We start from the raw sequence: 16,462 nt of genomic DNA on the forward strand, positions 1-16,462 counted from the left end.
ATAACTTCAGGGCACGCCGATATGCCCTCCCTGCGCCGCCGTTGCGTTGCCGCACGTCTGTGGCATGACCGGGCGGACGACCTGTCTACTTCCGGGCGGTGGCGCGTACCTGCCGCGCATTCGGTCGCGCAGAACCGATAATCGCCGCATCGGCGCTCAGGCATCGTGAACCCGCTTCGACATGCGGTCGAAGCCGCGGCAATCGCCGCGCCACACGGCTTCCCGAGGAGGAACTCATGAACGGCGTACACAACTATCCGATCGGTCCGGTCAACATGACCAAGCCCGATCTGGGCGGTCTCGATCATGCTCGCGACAAGGTGCAGTGGGAGCGCTTTGCGCTGCTACGGTTGACCAACAGCATGGCAGGCTGCGCGAGAACGCCGCTCGCGCGGCAGATGTGCAAGCCGCGGACATGCCTTCCGAGCGCCGAGCTTTGCGAGGATTTGTGCAAAGTCTCGTCCCAAAAGACGCCGGAGCGCACGCCGGTGAACCGCGCCGGGGCTTCCGCGGCGCTTGCCGAAACGGGCGATCTGCTTCCCGTCCTGATGGCGGAACTCGATCCCGAGGGCCGCGCGCGAGCCAAAGCGGTGTTGTGCCCGTCGGCGCTGCAAACCCTCTTCGTCTGCGCAGGCGAGCGACATGGCAACGCCCGCGGCAATGGCGGCGACTTCGCCCATCACCCCGTCGCCATGCCCGATTCGCGCAGCGAAGGCGCGCAGATCTGCGCGTCGGTCATTGAGGGGGCGCTGCTCGGCATGGGTGGGCGCAACGCCACGGTGCCGTTCGAGGTCGGTCTGAACGATGTCACGCGCGCGGTGGCGGACACGGCGCGGCGCTGGACGGGCAAGTCGGGGCTGGTCGGCAAGAAAGCGTGGACGCACGCGTGTCAGGTGCACCAGAGCGCGCAGGATTTTCTTCGCGATGTGAACGCACGGCTACAGGCGAGCCAGCGGGAACTGCCGTCGTCGGCGGCGACCGCGTGGATGTTGCGCGTCGCCTTCTCCGACGCCATGCCGATGCACCAGGCGAGCGTGCGCGACGACCTGCCGGCATCAGCCGGCCTCGGCACCGACGAATGGGTGCGGTGCGCGCTCGGCATCGAGCAGTTGGGAGACCAGCACTGGGGCATGCGGCATCGTGATGTGGTTAGCGCCGCCAAGCTGCCGGCGACCGACACGCCGGCGTTTACGGCATTGGCGACGTCGATCTCGTCGCTGCGGCCCAGCCTGGCCACGCTTCGGCTGCGCAACCGGCTCACCGCGCGTGGCGTGCCGACGGCCGAGGCCGCCACGACGCCCGATGCGCAAAGGCCTGCGTGAGTCGTCCCACCGCCGGCCAGGCCCGTGCCTTCGTGCAGGGCGCGCCCGAACCGGCTTGAGCTGAAACAACAACGCCCGCACAGACGCGGGCGTTGCTTCATGCGCACGCGGCGAACCGGCCGCGCCTTGCTCCCGTCAGGTGCGGCGATAGATCTCGGCGCCGCTCTTGACGAACTCGACGGCCTTCACTTCCATGCCCTGCTTGAGCGCGGCCTCGTCGCTGATGCCTTGCTTGGCGGCGTAGTCGCGCACGTCCTGCGTGATCTTCATCGAGCAGAAGTGCGGCCCGCACATCGAGCAGAAGTGCGCCACCTTGGCGGAGTCCTTCGGCAGTGTCTCGTCGTGGAATTCACGCGCCTTGTCCGGATCGAGACCGAGGTTGAACTGATCTTCCCAGCGGAATTCGAAGCGTGCCTTCGACAGCGCGTTGTCGCGAATCTGCGCGCCCGGGTGCCCCTTGGCGAGGTCGGCGGCGTGCGCTGCGAGCTTGTACGTGATGATGCCTTCCTTCACGTCGTCCTTGTTCGGCAAGCCGAGGTGCTCCTTCGGCGTGACGTAGCACAGCATGGCCGTCCCGTACCACCCGATGGTCGCCGCACCGATGCCCGACGTGATGTGGTCGTAGCCGGGAGCGATGTCGGTCGTCAGCGGGCCAAGGGTATAAAACGGGGCTTCGTCGCAGTACTCGAGCTGGAGATCCATGTTCTCCTTGATGAGCTGCATCGGCACGTGGCCCGGGCCTTCGATCATCACCTGCACGTCGTGCTTCCAGGCGATCTGCGTGAGCTCGCCGAGCGTCTTGAGCTCGGAGAGCTGCGCTTCGTCGTTGGCGTCGTAGATCGAGCCGGGACGCAGGCCGTCGCCGAGCGAGAACGCGACGTCATAAGCCTTCATGATTTCGCAGATCTCTTCGAAGTGCGTGTACAGGAAGCTCTCCTTGTGATGCGCGAGGCACCACTTCGCCATGATCGAGCCGCCGCGGCTGACGATGCCGGTCATGCGGTTGGCCGTCATCGGCACGTAGGCCAGACGCACGCCGGCGTGGATCGTGAAGTAATCGACGCCCTGTTCCGCCTGCTCGATGAGCGTGTCGCGGAACATTTCCCACGTCAGCTCTTCGGCCTTGCCGTTGACCTTTTCGAGCGCCTGGTAGATCGGCACCGTGCCGATGGGCACCGGGCTGTTGCGCAGAATCCACTCGCGCGTTTCATGGATGTGCTTGCCGGTCGACAGGTCCATCACCGTGTCGCCGCCCCAGCGGATGGCCCACGTCATCTTGTCGACTTCTTCGCCGATCGACGACGTCACGGCCGAGTTGCCGATGTTCGCGTTGATCTTCACGAGGAAGTTGCGGCCGATGATCATCGGCTCCGATTCCGGATGGTTGATGTTGTTCGGGATGATGGCGCGGCCGCGCGCGACTTCGCTGCGCACGAACTCCGGCGTGATCTCGGCGGGAATGCTCGCGCCGAAGTGCTGGCCCGGATGCTGGCGCGAGAGCAAATTGGCGAGACGCTCGCCCTGCGGGCCGGCGCGGCGCACGCTCTCGATGTATTCCTGACGACGCAGGTTTTCGCGAATCGCGATGAATTCCATCTCGGGCGTGATGATGCCCTGGCGCGCGTAGTGCATCTGCGTCACGTTCTTGCCAGCCTTGGCGCGGCGCGGCGTGCGGTGCAGGCCGGGGAAGCGCAGATCTGCCGTGGCGGCGTCCGCGGCGCGCTCGCGGCCGTAGGCCGAGGTGAGCCCCGGCAGGGCTTCGGTGTCGCCGCGTTCCTCGATCCACGCGGCGCGCAGGGCGGGCAGACCGGAGCGGATGTCGATTTTCGCGTTCGGATCGGTGTACGGCCCCGACGTGTCGTAGACGAAGATCGGCGGGTTCTTCTCGCCGCCAAAGCTCGTCGGCGTGTCGGCTTGCGAGATTTCGCGCATCGGCACGCGGATGTCGGGACGCGAGCCGCTCACGTAGATCTTGCGGGAATTGGGCAGCGGCGCGATCGCGGCTTCGTCCACGCGCGCGTTGGCTGAGAGGAACTTCGGATTGGCGTTCATGCAATGTCTCCTGGCGGGGCACGTGTTGACGCCGACAAATTCGGCGCAAAGCGGCTCAGGGGCATGAACGGGGGCGAGTAACTTCTACGCTCCCTGCGCTGGCATTATCCAGATCAGGTTCTAAGGGTATTTCTCACCCACAACTCACGTTGCAGGACCCCTGCGCTAGCTTTGCGGCAACGATACACCGACTCGGCCGGCCAGCACAAGCGCGATGTGTCCCGAAAAACGTGAACGGGGCCATGGTGCGCCGCGGCATGACATGCTCGTCCGGCGGGCTGCCAACGAGGGGAATGTCTCGGCGGCTGTCCGTCCCGCCGCCGTGTTCGCGCGGCATGCTCGCGGCATGCTGGCGGCCTGCGTGCGGCGTGCGTGCGGCGTCACCGGGCGGGCCGACGGCGATCGTCGTCGTCGAAGGCTCGCGCGAGGCGCTGCGCCACGTCGGCGGCGCTCGATTCGCTCACGTTGGTGAAGCTCATCACGAGCGCTGGTGGCATCGTCCGTGCGACGCGGAAAAACGACAGCGCCCCGGGGGCGAGACCGTGCCGCAGGGCGGCGCGGCAGATGTCCCGGTCCCCGCGTGTGGGGTCCAGCCAGCCGAGCAGGTGCATGCCGCCGGCCTGCTGCGCGAGTTCGATGCGACCGGCCAGGTGCGTGCGCAACGCGCCGGCGAGCGCCGCGCGGCGCTCACCGTAGAGCTGACGCATGCGCCTGATGTGGCGGCTGAAGTGCCCCTGCGTGATGAAATCCGTCACCGTGGCCTGCTCGATCCAGCCCTGGGCCGGCGCGGCGAGCGCCGCATTGGCGGCAAACGCATCGCACAACGCCGGCGGCACCACCAGATAGCCGAGCCGCAGTCCGGGAAACAATACCTTGCTGAACGAGCCCGCGTAGAGCACGCGCTCGCCGCCATCCAGGCTCTTGAGTGCCGGCAGCGGTGCGCCGGTGTAGCGGAATTCGCTGTCGTAATCGTCCTCGATGATCCACGCGTCGCGCGCCTGTGCCCAGGCGAGCAGCGCGAGGCGGCGTGCCAGCGGCAACGTGACGGACAGCGGCGACTGGTGCGACGGCGTCACGACCGCGAGCCGCGCGTGCGGGGCAATCGCCTCGCCGGCCGCAACGTCGAGGCCCTGCTGATCGACCGGCACGGGCACGAGCGTCGCGCCTGCCATGCGCAGCGCCTCGTGCGCGCGAAAATAGCCGGGGTCTTCGCACCATACGGCGTCGCCGGGGCGTAGCAGCACGCGCGCGATCAGCGTCAGCGCTCCCTGGTAGCCGGCGGTGACGACGATCTGCCCGGGCTCGCAGCGAATGCCGCGCGCAATGGCCAGATAGCCCGCGATGGCTTCGCGCAGCGGCGCCCAGCCGGTGGCGTCCTGATAGTGCAGGCCTTCGGGCGCGAGATGACGGGCGTGACGTGCCGCGAGGCGCGCCCACAGCTTGCGCGGGAACTCGTCGAGCGCGGGCATGCCGTTTTGCAGCGGGAGCGGCATGCCGGACGCGTTCAGCGGAAGATGATTCGGGTTCTCGGCGGGGTGTGGCGCACGCGGTGCGTTTTCGACGATGGCGGGCGTGCCAGCCGCGCCGTTCACCGCCTGGCCCGGGGGCGCTGGGAGCGCCTTGGCGGCGCCGCCGAGCCGGGCAGCGTCGAGTTGCGGATTGACGCGACTGCCGGCCGCGCCGCGTCCGATCACGAAGCCTTCGGCCACCAGCCGCTCGTATGCGGCTTCCACGGTGCCGCGCGCCACGCCCAATTCGCTCGCGAGCGCACGCGTCGAGGGCAGTCGCGCCGCCGGGGCGAGCTTGCCGGAGAGGATGCCGTCGCGTATCCGCTCGTAGAGCGCGCGATACGTCGGCACACCGGCCGTATGCGCGGCCTGCGCCAGATGCAGTGCGGCAACGGCGGGCGAGTGGGTATGACTGGCGTGATCGGACATGGCGCAATGCCTGGCTGGATGGCCCGCGCGGGGAGCATCCCGGCATGGCTCGGTTGGCCTGGCGATTTTATTCGATTTTGGCTCTTCCAGATAGGACAAGACGACCGTATCGTTGTCCTCGTCCCGCGCTCGCACGCTCACGCAATCACGCGGTGATCGCGGCGAGGCGTCCCGACAAGGTGCCCCGGCGAGGAGTCCTGGCGAGGCGGCACCACGCCTTCGCGCCCCACCGGCGGCATGGCGGCATGCCGGAACCCGATGGAAAACCGAATGGAGAACCGACTGATGATGCGTCTGAACTACACCACGGCGTCCCCGCAACCTTACGAAGCGTTGCACGCTCTGAGTGCGTACTTCCACGACTGTGGTCTGCCCGGCGGGCTGGTCGAACTGGTCTGGCTGCGGGCCTCGCAGCTCAACGGCTGTGCGTTCTGCATCGACATGCACGTCACGGACGCGCTGAAGCTGGGCGTCGAGCCGCGCCGGCTGCATTTGCTCGACGCCTGGCGCGAGACGACACTCTATTCGCCGGCCGAGCGCGCGGCGCTCGCATGGACCGAGGCCGTCACGAACGTGCAGGACGCTCACGTGCCGGACGCCCTGTTCGAGAATCTGCGCGCGCACTACGACGACAGGCAGATTGCCGACCTCACGTATGCCATCGCCACGATCAACGCGTGGAACCGCCTGGCCATTTCGTTCCGTACCCCGTTGCCGAAAACGCCGCGGGGCGTGCGCTGACCCGCCAGAGGCAGGTGGACGCAAGGGGCTTGCCGTCTCGCCAGCGGCCCTCAAGCGCGAGCGCCGAGCGCCTGTGGCCGCATTCTCTCGAACGTCGGCCGTTGGCCTTCGCCGCCGATTGGCGACAAGTCAATGCGGCCGCAATGCATCCATCGACAGCTTCCCGACATCCGCCGCCAGCTGCAAACGCGCCGTCTGTAACGCTGTGTATGCTGCGACGTCCTGCTGTTCGGCATCCGCCAGGTCGTTTTGGGCCTTGAGCAGCTCCAGCAAGGTTCCCACGCCGGCCTTGTATCGCCCGAGCGCGACGTCGGTGGTCTCCCGTGCACGCGTGAGCAGCGTTGCGCTCAATTGCAATGCGTCGGCGCTGGATGAAAACACCTCGTAATGACGCCAGACCTCCGCTGCAATACGGCGCTTGACCAGGTTGAGCGTCTCGCGGCGGCGATCGACTTCCGCCTGGGCGTCGCGCACGCGATATTGGCGCGCAAAGCCATCGAACAGCGGAATCGAAATCTGAATCCCAACGCTCCGGTTGTTGATCACCTGACGCGCGGTGACCTGCGTGATTGGCGTGTCGCCCCGGTCCGCCCATGCGGCCAGCGAGATCGTGGGGCGCCCCTGGCTTCGCACCACGTCGACGTTGGCTCGAGCGGCCTCGAGCTCGGCCTGCGCGGCGAGCACATCCGGATGGTGGGACAGCGCCTCGTCGAGCATTGGGCCGATGGCGCGCCGCTCGTCACGGACCCCAGCGCCCAGCGGCGGCAGTGGGGCCAGTGTGAGGGGGGTGTCCGCACGCGCGCCGATGGCCAGGGCCAGGTCTCCCAGCGCCAGTCGTGCCGCGCTCTCGGCCTGCAGCGTAGCCAAGCGAGTACGCGACCACGTCGTCTCCGCCTGAAGCCGGTCCGCGCGAGCACCGATGCCCGCCGCCAGGCGCGCGGCGGCGGCGTCGAAACTCTCCCGGGCAATCCGCTCGGCTTCGCGCGCCGAGCGCAACGCGCGATGACGCCCCTGCGCTTCGTAGTACGCCTTCACGGTGTCGAGAAATACCGTCTGCAAGCTCGCATTGCGCGAAGAGACGGCGGCGTCGACCAGCGCCGTATCGCGCGCAACGCTCGCCGATCGCTGGCCGAAGTCGTACAGCACCCATGTGAGGTTCAGCGCAATGTCGGTACTGCGGCTATAGAGCGACGAGTCGTATTCCGGCGAATCGTCGTAACTCACACGCTGGCCGACCCGCGCGATGCTGCCGGCGGCCGTCACATTGGGCAGGTAGGCCGAGCGCGCCACACCCAGGCGCGCCTGCCGCGCGCGCAATTCCGCCCAGGTCTGACGCGTTCGCGGGTCCGTGGCGAGGGCCATGCTCACGGCTTCGGGCAATGACAGCGGCGCGTCGGCGGCAGCCGAGGCGGGGGGCGGCGGCGGTGCGCCCGCGCCCTGCGCGTAGTCGAGTGCCACCGGGGGCGGTGGCGTCATCGCGTGCAGCGGGTCGTTCCAGCCCTGGCCGAGTGCCGTCAGGGGGAAGAGGGCCGCTGCCCACGCGACCAGAGCAGGCACCAGGCGCGATGCAAGCGAGCCGGAAGTGGCCGGGCGCATACGATCATCTGCCATACGCCGGGGGCGGCTCATACCGGCGCGGCATCCGCCGCGCCCGCCGTGCAGACGTGGGCAGGACATGGCGCGTCGGCGTGCCGGACATCGCGCACGATGCGCCCGGCGTCAAGCATCAGTTCGCGTGAAGCGGTGACGACCGTCTCCGGGCGGTGCGCAACGATCACGCGAGTAATGGGCAGCCTGGCGATAGCCGCGTTCACTTCCCGTTCGCGCGTGACGTCCAGATGGCTGGTCGCCTCGTCGAGAAACAGTACGCTCGGGCGCTTGTACAGCGCACGTGCGAGCAGCACACGCTGCTTCTGCCCGCCGGAGAGCACGGTGCCCATGTCGCCCACGAGCGTGTTGTAGCCCATCGGCATCGCCGATATGTCGTCATGTATTGCGGCCATGTGCGCGCACTCGCCCACCCAGGCGAGATCGGCGTGCGGGTCGAAAAAACTGATGTTCTCGGCGATGGTGCCGGCGAACAGCGTATCGTCCTGCAATACGGTCCCCGCGAGCCGGCGAAGTTTGTCCAGTCCCACATGCCCTACCGGTACACCATCGAGTAGAACCTCTCCCTCGGTCGGCGGCAGAATGCCGAGCAGCACGTTGATCAGCGTGGATTTACCGCCCCCGGATGCCCCGGTGATCGCCACCGATTCGCCCGCCTCGATGCGCAAGTTCACGCCGTCGAGCACATACGGTTCATGCTCGCTGTAGCGAAAACGAAGGTTGCGCACCTCGATGACCGGCACCGAGGGCGTGTCGCTCAGCTCGGCAGCCTCTCGCCATGTGGCGGGCGACGCCGGTTCGGGCGCATGAAGCACGATATCGGCCAGACGCTCGCCCTGCAATTGCATCATCTTCACGTCCACCCATTTGTCGAGCAGCGCGCTCACGCGCGTGTCGAACATCAGCTTGAACGCCATGAACGCGATCAGCGCGCCAACCGTGAGCGTGCCGCCGAGCACGAACCGGGCGCCGAGCCAGACGATGACGATCGTCTCGAGGCCGAACAGCACACCACTGAGCGCGCGGTAGCCGAGCGCCATCTTCTGTATCGTCAGGTCCGCGTTGATCTGGTTGACGAGCAGCGTGAGCCAGCGCGAGCGGCGTTCGTCCTGTTGGCGGAACAGCTTGATGGTCTTCACGCCGCGCACGGTCTCGAGAAAGTGTGTCTGCTGCTTGGCGGTATGCACGATCTGCGCCTCGGTCGCGTCGCGCAGCGGCACGAACCACAGCCATCGACCGAACGCGTAGAGCGCCATCGCGCCCACGGCGATCCACGCGAGCGGCGCGCTGAAGACGAACATCATGGCGAGCGTGATACTCATGACCAGTCCGTCGAGCACGGCCTCGAGAAACGACGTCGTCAGTGTGCGCTGAATCGCGTCGATGGCGCCGAAGCGCGAGACCACGTCGCCGAGATGCCGCTTTTCGAAATAGGTCACCGGCAGGCGCAGCAGATGCATGAACACGTTGCTGCGCCATTGCAGATTCAGCGTGGTGCCCAGAAACATCAGCACCCAGCCGCGCGCCACGGTGGTCACCTGCTGCATCAGCAGTAGCAGTGTGAAGCCGACGGCGAGCGTGGTGAGCAGGTCCAGGTCCGCACTGGGCAGGACGTGGTCGATCACCCACTGCATGAAGAACGGTTGCAACACCATCAGGATTTCGAGCACAAGCGCCAGCGTGACCACGTGCGCGATGGAGGCGCCTAGCCCCGTGATGCGACCGATGAGGCGTTGCAGGCGGACCGGGCGCCGTTCTCGCAGCGGAGAGAACTGAGCCGTCGGCCATAGTTCGAGCGCCACGCCGGTGAAGCTTCTCGAGATCTCGTCGATCGAACATTTCCGGATGCCCATGGCCGGATCGAAGATCGTGACCGTGCGGCTGCCGACTTCGCGCAGGACGACGAAGTGATTGAACTCCCAATGCAGGATGCACGGCAGGCGCAATTTGGACAGCGCGTCGATGTCGAGCTTGACCGGGCGCGACGCCAGTTCCAGGCGCGCAGCGAGTTGCACGAGCGCGCCGAGGGTGAGCCCCTTGAGCGAGACCGGGAAGCGTCCGCGCAGCGTCGCTAAGTCCGTCTCGTGACCGTGATAACCGGCGATCATGCCCAGACACGCAAGTCCGCACTCGGCGGCCTCGGTCTGGAGCATGAGAGGCATGCGTTGGCGAAAGCCCAAGGCCAGACGTTCAAGCATGATTACAGTCTCCCCGACAGGCTCTGCACAGGATCGAACGCCCATTGATACAGACGCCGGCGCTGTTGCAGCAAATCGGCTTCGACCTGCATGCCCGAGCGCAATACCCAGGGCTGGCCAAGGGGCGATGTCGGTGTGGCGTCGATCGAGACGGTGATGCGGTACAGCGGCTCGCCGGCGCCCTCGCGCTGGGCCCGGGCGGCGTCGCCGAGCTGGTCGGCGGGTAGCGCCGTTTGGGCGACGGCCGCAACCACGCCGGGCTGTTGTCCGAAGCGTTCATATGGGTAGGCCTGATAGCGCAACAGGACTCGGTCGCCCGGCTTGACGGCGCCCACGGACCGGCTCGGCGCGTAGAGCTCCGCCTGAAGCCGGGAGCCGGCCGGCACGATCGCGGCGAGCGGGCGACGCTCGTCGACCGCCTGACCGACTTCGGCAAGCGCCGCGGTGACGGTGCCGGCCTGCGGCGCCGTGATCACGGTGCTGCGCCTGGCTTCGCTCTGGCTCAGCGCTTCGGCATTGCTCGAGATTTCCCGATCGATCTCCGCCAGTTGTTTCTCGTGCTTCGCCGTGAGTTCGGCCAACGCGTTTCGCTGCGCGGCCAGATCGGCGCCCACGCGAAGGCGCTCGCGCATGAGCGTCTGGAGTTGACTGCGTTGGTCGAGCGCATCCGCCTGCTTCTGGTCGGCTTGCTCCTGCGAGATGTAACCTTGGCCGACCAGTCCGCGATAGCGTGCGGCGGTCTGCGCCGCGAGCGACACCCGCTCGCGTTGACCGGCGATCTGCGCGTCCAGTGCGTCCGCCTGGCCGCGCAGACTCTTGACGGCAGCTTCGAGACTGCCGCGCTCGCCCGCTTGCATCGCGCGCGCCTTGTCGCGCGAGTCGCGCAGGCTCGCATCGCGCTGGCGCGCCTGCGCGCTGATGGCCGCCTGTGTTGCGCCCAGCGCGCTCTGGCGTTCGCCGGACACCACGTAGAGCACGTCGCCCGCATTCACGAACTGCTCGTCGCGCACGCGCCGCTCGACCACAATGCCGCTCTCGGGGGCGTAAAGCTTGATCAGGCCTCGTGCCGGCATCAGCTGGCCGCGAACCGTGGCGCGTTGCGTGTAGCCGCCAAACGTCAGAAAGAGGACCACTGCCACGGCAAACGCCGTGAGCACGGCACTCAGCAGGCGCATGGACAACGGCTGGACGAGAACGATCTCCCCGAGGGATGTCGTCTTCTGCGCAGCAAGCGCTTCTTTACGGAATAGGGGCACGATGCGAGAGGACGGAGGCGCGCGATGGATCGCGTCGGGCGATGTGACGCGGTGTGATGCGGTGGGGGGAGGCGTCTGGGATTGCGCCGTACTCGAGGACGGGCGCCCGCAGCGGCTACTGCCGGCGCGAGTGCCCCGCCCGCGATGTCAGGACGCCACGCTCCGGCCGCTAGGGACGGACTTCACCGCGCCCATTGTGGTGGTTTGCTGCACCGTCGCCCCGACGTTGTAACGGTTCGGGCCCCAGCCCCCGCCGACCTGCGCGATTTCTTCCGCCGAGAGTTCGGCGGGCTGTCGCGGCTCGTCGTGTTGCGTGGTCGTTTCAGTGTTGGTTGTCATGGCAAAACCCTCATTGACCGAAGGCGTTCGACCGCCACATCGGGTTGGATGGCATTCGTTCATTGCGTTTCATATTGACGCCTTGCAGTGACGCCTTGCATTGACGCCTTGCATTGACGCCTTGTCCCGACCGGGCCGTCGCGCGATATCGCACGAAAACGATGTCGCGTGACGGACCCCGGCCAGTGTGGCCGGTAGATCAGCGGGAGAAGGGGGTGGTCTTCTGGATGCGGGTGGGCGTCGCAGCCGGGACGGTCGCCGAGGGCTTCAGATAGCCCACGCCACCGCTTACCTGATCGACTTCCTGCGCGCTCAGTTCGGTGACGCTGCGCCGAGCGTCGGCGCCCGACACAGGGGTGGCCTGCGTCCGTTGCCTGGTCTTCATCTTCATAGAGGTCTCCTGCGAGTCATGCAAAGCGGCATGACATGGCCGGCTTCGCATGGAATTGACGTACGATCCGCGTCAACAACGGCACAGCCCCCGGGTTTGGACGGGCGCTGCACCGGCGACGATGTGAAGGCAGGGGACTCACCTCGCCCAATGCCTGCGCACGACCAAAACGTGATCTTTGGACGGCATCGTAACAACCGGGTCGGGCGCACGCATTGGACTTTAGTCCTATACGCGCTGCGGTTGGGCGCCAATGCGGCAAGGCAAGCGGAGCACATCCGGGAGCCGCCCCGGGCGCGTGGACAGCGCCTAGCGGGCGAGCCGGACCTCGCGCTGGAACTCGCGTGGCATCAGACGCAGCGCGTCGCGGAAGAAGCGCCGGTCGGGCGGCGGCAGCATCGGCAGCACGCGGCCCAGCGAGCGGGCCGCGTGACGCGCCTGCGGCGAATCGCCATCCTGGTGCAGCGCGAACCACAACATCTCGAACCAGAGATTGGCGAGCTGCAAGGGCTCGAAGCGAACGCGCCCTTCTTCGTGGTCGGCGAGCGTCGTCGCCACCACATCGGTCCACTGCCGGAATCCCTTGGCGCGCGAGAAGGGGGCGCCGAATGGCTGCACGGCGTCGAGAAAGGCCTCGACGGCCAGCGGCGTGCTCGCGCGCAATGTCGCGAGATCGGGGTCGCGCCGCGCAGGCACGGCGCCGCGCGCGATGCGCAGCAGAAACACCGTGTTCCACACCGAGTTGCCGCCCACGCCGAAGCGATCGCAAATCCATTCCGACAGACCGATCCAGCGCAACGACTGTCGCTGCACGTCGGCCACGGACAGGCGCCGGCCCGGGTCGATCAGCGTCTCCTGCCAGAACAGCCACAACGACAGCCCGATATTGGCCGCGACGTGTTGTGCGAGCTCGATCGAGTCGGCTTCGAATGCGGCTTGCAGTGCATCGGAAAACGCGGCGAGGGCGTCGGCGGCCGACTGCGCTCGCGTGGGCATCGGCCCGGGACGCGCCGCACGGGACTTGTACAGCAGCGCCTGCAGGTTGCGGCTCTCGAAACGGATGCGCGGGTTGTAGACGAGGCACGGTGCAAGCGCCGCGTCGTCGCCGATGCGCTGCAAATGCGCGAAGGCCCCCGCTTCATCGCGCAGCGCATACGCCTGCCATGCCTGCACGATCCAGTGCATGGCGCGCAGGGTCGGCGAGCCCGGCTCATTCGCGTGGAAGGTGGCCGCGAGCGTGGCGAGCGACTGCTTCGTGCGCGTGGCGTCGCCCATGCGGCGCCACACGAGCGTCTCGGCAAGCAGCGCAATGCCGCGCTGCACGTCGTCGACGGCGCACACCTGCGCGGCGTGAAACGATGGGATGGCGCCGGTGCGCTGACGACGCGCTTCCCCCGACGACGGCGCCTGGGGAGCGAAGAACACGCCGTCCTGCATGTCGCGCTTGCCGAGCGTGAGGTGATGCCAGAACGCGATGTCCTGCATGACGTAATCGAGCGCCGGCGACTGCGGGCCTTGCGCGGCATGCCGCGGCAGGCCGAGGAACGCGGCGATGGCGTGGCGCGGCTCGGCTGGCTGCGTGTCGCCCACCATGACCACGATGCGCGAGCTCTCGTGCGCGGCAAGCCAGAACGGCCCCTTGCTGCGCCCGCGCGTGGGCAGCAGACGCACGTCCGCCTGCCGGTCGTCTCCCCAGCCCACGGCCACGCCCCAGCGCGCGAAATCGGCGAACGCGCGACTGATCAGCATGCGCAGGTCCCCGCCGGCGCCGGACTGTCCGAAGCGAATCCTGAGCGACGCCAGCGAGACGGGCGTGTTCTCGTAATGCGCGGCAAAGTACACGCGCATGAGCAGCCACAGACTCTGGTAGCGCACCGGCTCGCCGTTGACTTTTTGCGGCGCATCGAGGCGCACCCGTACCCGTGTGCGATCGCGGGCGTCGTCGGACGGTGTGACCTCTATGGGCGGATCGATCATGGCGGTACGTGGCGCGGACGGTGGGGAAGGTCGCGATCGATGATACGGCGGTTACGAAAGTTACGGTAGCGTCGCTTTGCGCTTGCCCAAACGCGAACTATGCTGCAAACGCTTTCGAGAGAGGTGCCCGGCCAGCACCACCGACAACGTTTCCGCCAGTCCGCTGGCACCCATGAACTCAGGACAACGAAATGAAAAAGACACTCTCTCGCTGGCGGCGCGGCGCGCTCGCGCTGCGCCTCCTCGGTGCGCTGGCCTCGCCCGTGGTCTTCGCAATGCCCGGACACGCCGCCGAACCCGCGCATTCTTCCGCGGTGCGCATCGCCGAGCGGGCCGACTGGGGCAAGTACTTTGCCGACGAAGGCGTCAAAGGCACGGTCATCGTGCTGGACGGCCGGACCCAGACCTATCAGGCTTACGATGCCGCACGCGCCGAGCGCCGCATGTCGCCCGCATCGACCTACAAGATATTCAACAGCCTGCTCGCGCTGGAGTCCGGCGCGCTCGACAACGAGCGCGAGATCATCCCGTGGGACGGCAAGCCGCGTCGCGTCAAGGCGTGGAACGCCGCGCTCGACCTGCGCAATGCGTTTCGCGTGTCGTGCCTGCCTTGCTATCAGGTCGTCTCGCACAAGATCCCGCGCCAGTACGCGCAGGCCAAGCTCAACGAGGCGGGCTACGGCAATCGCACGATCGGCCGCGCCGCGCACGCCTACTGGATCGACGACAGCCTGCAGATTTCGGCGCGCGAGCAAGTCGACTTCCTGCAGCGTCTGGCCACGGGCACGCTGCCGTTCTCGGCGCGCTCGCAGGACATCGTGCGCAACATATCGATCGTCGAAGCGAACGTCGACTACGTGCTGCACGGCAAGACGGGCTGGTTTACCGAAAAGAAACCCGACATCGGGTGGTGGGTCGGCTGGCTCGAGCGTGACGGCAACCTCACCATGATCGCGTTGAACATCGACATTCAAACCGATGCCGACGCGCCAAAGCGCGCGCGCATCGTTCGCAACGTGCTCAAGGATCTGAAGCTGATCTGAGGCGCGAAGTCGAAGCCGCCGAATGGAAAGCCCGCCGCGAGGGCGGGCCTTTTCCACGGGGCCCGCAAACGGCCGGTCCGGGGCCTGATCCGGCGCTCAGCGCAGTCGCGAGCCGATCAGGCAGCCGAGGGCAAGCGCGGCCATGAGAATCGTGACGCTCACCGACAGCCCGCCCGCGAGCGCGAGGCCCGCCGCCGCCAGGCCGTGCGCCAGGAGCGCGGCCGGCACGAGCAGGGCGGCGCTCACCGCGCACCACCGCATGACATACCGCCACAGGAAACGACTCACGATTCGCATGCGCGCGTCGAGTTGATGCCGCTGCCAGAATGACAGATCGGCCGCCGCGTGGAAGAGCCACAGCGGGCTGAAGTATTTGATGAACAAGTCCATGACGCTGCACCGGAAACACAATGCCCGCAAGTTGCGGGCATGGCGTCGACGCGCGACCGCGGCAACTCAGGGTCGCGCCGCCTCTCATCAGAGCGTCGACGCAGACCTCATTGTAGCAGGTGACCACTTACTTCGAGTGGCGATGACTCGCGTGTTGCCCGCGAAATTGCATTGAATTTCGTGCAATGGGGCGGGAAATGCTGGTATCCGCTGGCATTTCCATGGTGTCAATCTTCGCGGGACGCGCCCTTTGGCGTGGCGGCAAGAGGAGGGGGCGTGTTGGCCGTGACTTGCTGGATGAGCTCCCATACGGATTGCGCCGCCGGGGAAAGTGTCCGGTTCTTGCGGCGCACCAGCGCGATTGTGCGCTCGAGCTGCGGCACGAGGGGCAGGGCGACCAGGCGCCCGGCGCGCTCCGGCATGCCGGGCATGGTCGGCAGCGCGAGCGCCGGCATGATGCTGATGCCGATGCCCGCTTCGATCATGCGGAAGACGGTAATCGCATGCCCGACCTCCTGCGCCACCTGGCAATAGGCGCCGTGCTGGGCCAGCGCCCGGTCGATGAGCGGACGGCTGCCCGAGGCGTAGTCGAGCAGCACCAGTCTTTCGCCATTGAGCTCTTTCCACGTTACCTGCGTCTGCTTTGCGAAGCGGTGTGAGCGGTCGCACACCACGAGGAACGGCTCGACCAGGATCGGCTCGCCGACGAGATCGTCGATGCCTTCGGAGGCGACGATCACGCCGAAATCCACTTCGCCGTGGCGCACGCTGTCCGTGGCGAGCGTCTGCACCTGGTCGCGCAGCATGAAGGTGATGTCCGGATAGCGGGCGGCGCAGGCCGAGATGCACTCGGGCATCAGATTGGCCGAGATGGTCGGCGCGCTCGCCACGCGGACCCGGCCGCGCCGCTCTTCGGCCAGACCGTGCGTATCGCGCAGGGCGCTTTCCAGATCGTCGAGCACGCGGGCGAGCGTGGCAGAGAGGCTAGCGCCCACTTCGGTGAGCGTGACTTCGCGCGTGGTCCGGTCCACCAGCTTGAGACCGAGTTCTTGTTCCAGTTCGCGGATACAACGGCTGACGGCCGGCTGGGTAAGGCCGATGTCCTCCCCGGCACGGCTGAAACTGCCGTGCGCGGCCACTGCGAGGAACACCTTGAGCTGGCGCAGCGAGATATTCATGCGTAATTTGTATGAATAAATTTTTTAAAT

General features: G+C 67.1%; 13 protein-coding genes and 1 riboswitch. Of the genes, 3 read left to right on the forward strand and 10 right to left on the reverse strand.

All coding sequences use genetic code 11. The features are described 5' to 3' along the window. Positions 1–236 precede the first annotated feature (236 nt). A complete protein-coding gene (locus tag PNO31109_RS15575) occupies positions 237–1,322 on the forward strand; it encodes a hypothetical protein (protein WP_150556378.1) in 1,086 nt (361 codons plus the stop codon). 135 nt (positions 1,323–1,457) lie between these two features. Here PNO31109_RS15575 and thiC read toward each other — a convergent pair whose 3' ends face one another. After that, a complete protein-coding gene (gene thiC, locus PNO31109_RS15580; protein WP_150556379.1) occupies positions 1,458–3,374 on the reverse strand; it encodes a phosphomethylpyrimidine synthase ThiC in 1,917 nt (638 codons plus the stop codon). 73 nt (positions 3,375–3,447) lie between these two features. Beyond that, positions 3,448–3,546: riboswitch (TPP riboswitch) on the reverse strand. Between the two features lie 208 nt (positions 3,547–3,754). Continuing rightward, on the reverse strand, positions 3,755–5,311 hold the full coding sequence (gene pdxR, locus PNO31109_RS15585) for a MocR-like pyridoxine biosynthesis transcription factor PdxR (RefSeq protein WP_150556380.1): 1,557 nt from the start codon (positions 5,309–5,311) through the stop codon (positions 3,755–3,757). Positions 5,312–5,581: 270 nt separating this feature from the next. Here pdxR and PNO31109_RS15590 point away from each other — a divergent pair, with 270 nt between their 5' ends. Further along, positions 5,582–6,052 (forward strand): carboxymuconolactone decarboxylase family protein, encoded by a 471-nt coding sequence (locus PNO31109_RS15590; protein ID WP_241014045.1) that lies wholly within the window; start codon positions 5,582–5,584, stop codon positions 6,050–6,052. Between the two features lie 129 nt (positions 6,053–6,181). On the opposite strand, the gene PNO31109_RS15595 is transcribed toward PNO31109_RS15590, so the two are convergent. The 6 genes from PNO31109_RS15595 to PNO31109_RS15620 all read right to left on the reverse strand — a co-directional run bounded on the left by PNO31109_RS15595 (position 6,182) and on the right by PNO31109_RS15620 (position 13,821). Continuing rightward, the gene (locus tag PNO31109_RS15595; protein ID WP_174966424.1) at positions 6,182–7,663 is read right to left on the reverse strand and encodes a TolC family protein; all 1,482 of its coding nucleotides are present in this window, start codon (positions 7,661–7,663) and stop codon (positions 6,182–6,184) included. A gap of 14 nt (positions 7,664–7,677) precedes the next feature. Continuing rightward, positions 7,678–9,858: a peptidase domain-containing ABC transporter gene (locus tag PNO31109_RS15600; protein WP_150556382.1), complete on the reverse strand. Its 2,181-nt coding sequence runs from the start codon at positions 9,856–9,858 to the stop codon at positions 7,678–7,680. A gap of 2 nt (positions 9,859–9,860) precedes the next feature. Further along, positions 9,861–11,033: an HlyD family secretion protein gene (locus PNO31109_RS15605; protein WP_241014046.1), complete on the reverse strand. Its 1,173-nt coding sequence runs from the start codon at positions 11,031–11,033 to the stop codon at positions 9,861–9,863. Positions 11,034–11,261: 228 nt separating this feature from the next. Then, positions 11,262–11,453 carry a hypothetical protein gene (locus PNO31109_RS15610; RefSeq protein WP_150556384.1) on the reverse strand — a complete coding sequence of 64 codons (192 nt, stop codon included), beginning with the start codon at positions 11,451–11,453 and terminating at the stop codon, positions 11,262–11,264. A 199-nt stretch (positions 11,454–11,652) separates the two neighbouring features. Then, the gene (locus tag PNO31109_RS15615; protein WP_150556385.1) at positions 11,653–11,844 is read right to left on the reverse strand and encodes a hypothetical protein; all 192 of its coding nucleotides are present in this window, start codon (positions 11,842–11,844) and stop codon (positions 11,653–11,655) included. 309 nt (positions 11,845–12,153) lie between these two features. Continuing rightward, the gene (locus PNO31109_RS15620) at positions 12,154–13,821 is read right to left on the reverse strand and encodes a hypothetical protein (protein WP_150556386.1); all 1,668 of its coding nucleotides are present in this window, start codon (positions 13,819–13,821) and stop codon (positions 12,154–12,156) included. A 191-nt stretch (positions 13,822–14,012) separates the two neighbouring features. On the opposite strand from PNO31109_RS15620, the gene blaOXA reads away from it, so the two are divergent. After that, positions 14,013–14,864 carry an OXA-62 family carbapenem-hydrolyzing class D beta-lactamase gene (gene blaOXA / locus PNO31109_RS15625; protein ID WP_150556387.1) on the forward strand — a complete coding sequence of 284 codons (852 nt, stop codon included), beginning with the start codon at positions 14,013–14,015 and terminating at the stop codon, positions 14,862–14,864. Positions 14,865–14,960: 96 nt separating this feature from the next. Here the strand turns inward: blaOXA and PNO31109_RS15630 are convergent, their stop codons facing one another. Together PNO31109_RS15630 and PNO31109_RS15635 are read right to left on the reverse strand one after the other, a co-directional pair. Further along, the gene (locus tag PNO31109_RS15630) at positions 14,961–15,254 is read right to left on the reverse strand and encodes a hypothetical protein (RefSeq protein ID WP_150556388.1); all 294 of its coding nucleotides are present in this window, start codon (positions 15,252–15,254) and stop codon (positions 14,961–14,963) included. 227 nt (positions 15,255–15,481) lie between these two features. Beyond that, entirely contained in the window at positions 15,482–16,432 is a 951-nt protein-coding gene (locus tag PNO31109_RS15635; protein WP_150556389.1) for a LysR family transcriptional regulator, read from the reverse strand. Between the last annotated feature and the right edge of the window lie 30 nt (positions 16,433–16,462).

The sequence above is a fragment of the Pandoraea nosoerga genome, from assembly GCF_902459585.1.
Taxonomy (GTDB): domain Bacteria; phylum Pseudomonadota; class Gammaproteobacteria; order Burkholderiales; family Burkholderiaceae; genus Pandoraea; species Pandoraea nosoerga.

Excerpts from the sequence above, each read along its gene's own strand:
- PNO31109_RS15575 (WP_150556378.1), top strand. The coding sequence starts at position 237 with ATGAACGGCGTACACAACTATCCGATCGGTCCGGTCAACATGACCAAG.
- thiC (WP_150556379.1), bottom strand. The coding sequence starts at position 3,374 with ATGAACGCCAATCCGAAGTTCCTCTCAGCCAACGCGCGCGTGGACGAA.
- pdxR (WP_150556380.1), bottom strand. The coding sequence starts at position 5,311 with ATGTCCGATCACGCCAGTCATACCCACTCGCCCGCCGTTGCCGCACTG.
- PNO31109_RS15590 (WP_241014045.1), top strand. The coding sequence starts at position 5,582 with ATGGAGAACCGACTGATGATGCGTCTGAACTACACCACGGCGTCCCCG.
- PNO31109_RS15595 (WP_174966424.1), bottom strand. The coding sequence starts at position 7,663 with ATGGCAGATGATCGTATGCGCCCGGCCACTTCCGGCTCGCTTGCATCG.
- PNO31109_RS15600 (WP_150556382.1), bottom strand. The coding sequence starts at position 9,858 with ATGCTTGAACGTCTGGCCTTGGGCTTTCGCCAACGCATGCCTCTCATG.
- PNO31109_RS15605 (WP_241014046.1), bottom strand. The coding sequence starts at position 11,033 with ATGCGCCTGCTGAGTGCCGTGCTCACGGCGTTTGCCGTGGCAGTGGTC.
- PNO31109_RS15610 (WP_150556384.1), bottom strand. The coding sequence starts at position 11,453 with ATGACAACCAACACTGAAACGACCACGCAACACGACGAGCCGCGACAG.
- PNO31109_RS15615 (WP_150556385.1), bottom strand. The coding sequence starts at position 11,844 with ATGAAGATGAAGACCAGGCAACGGACGCAGGCCACCCCTGTGTCGGGC.
- PNO31109_RS15620 (WP_150556386.1), bottom strand. The coding sequence starts at position 13,821 with ATGATCGATCCGCCCATAGAGGTCACACCGTCCGACGACGCCCGCGAT.
- blaOXA (WP_150556387.1), top strand. The coding sequence starts at position 14,013 with ATGAAAAAGACACTCTCTCGCTGGCGGCGCGGCGCGCTCGCGCTGCGC.
- PNO31109_RS15630 (WP_150556388.1), bottom strand. The coding sequence starts at position 15,254 with ATGGACTTGTTCATCAAATACTTCAGCCCGCTGTGGCTCTTCCACGCG.
- PNO31109_RS15635 (WP_150556389.1), bottom strand. The coding sequence starts at position 16,432 with ATGAATATCTCGCTGCGCCAGCTCAAGGTGTTCCTCGCAGTGGCCGCG.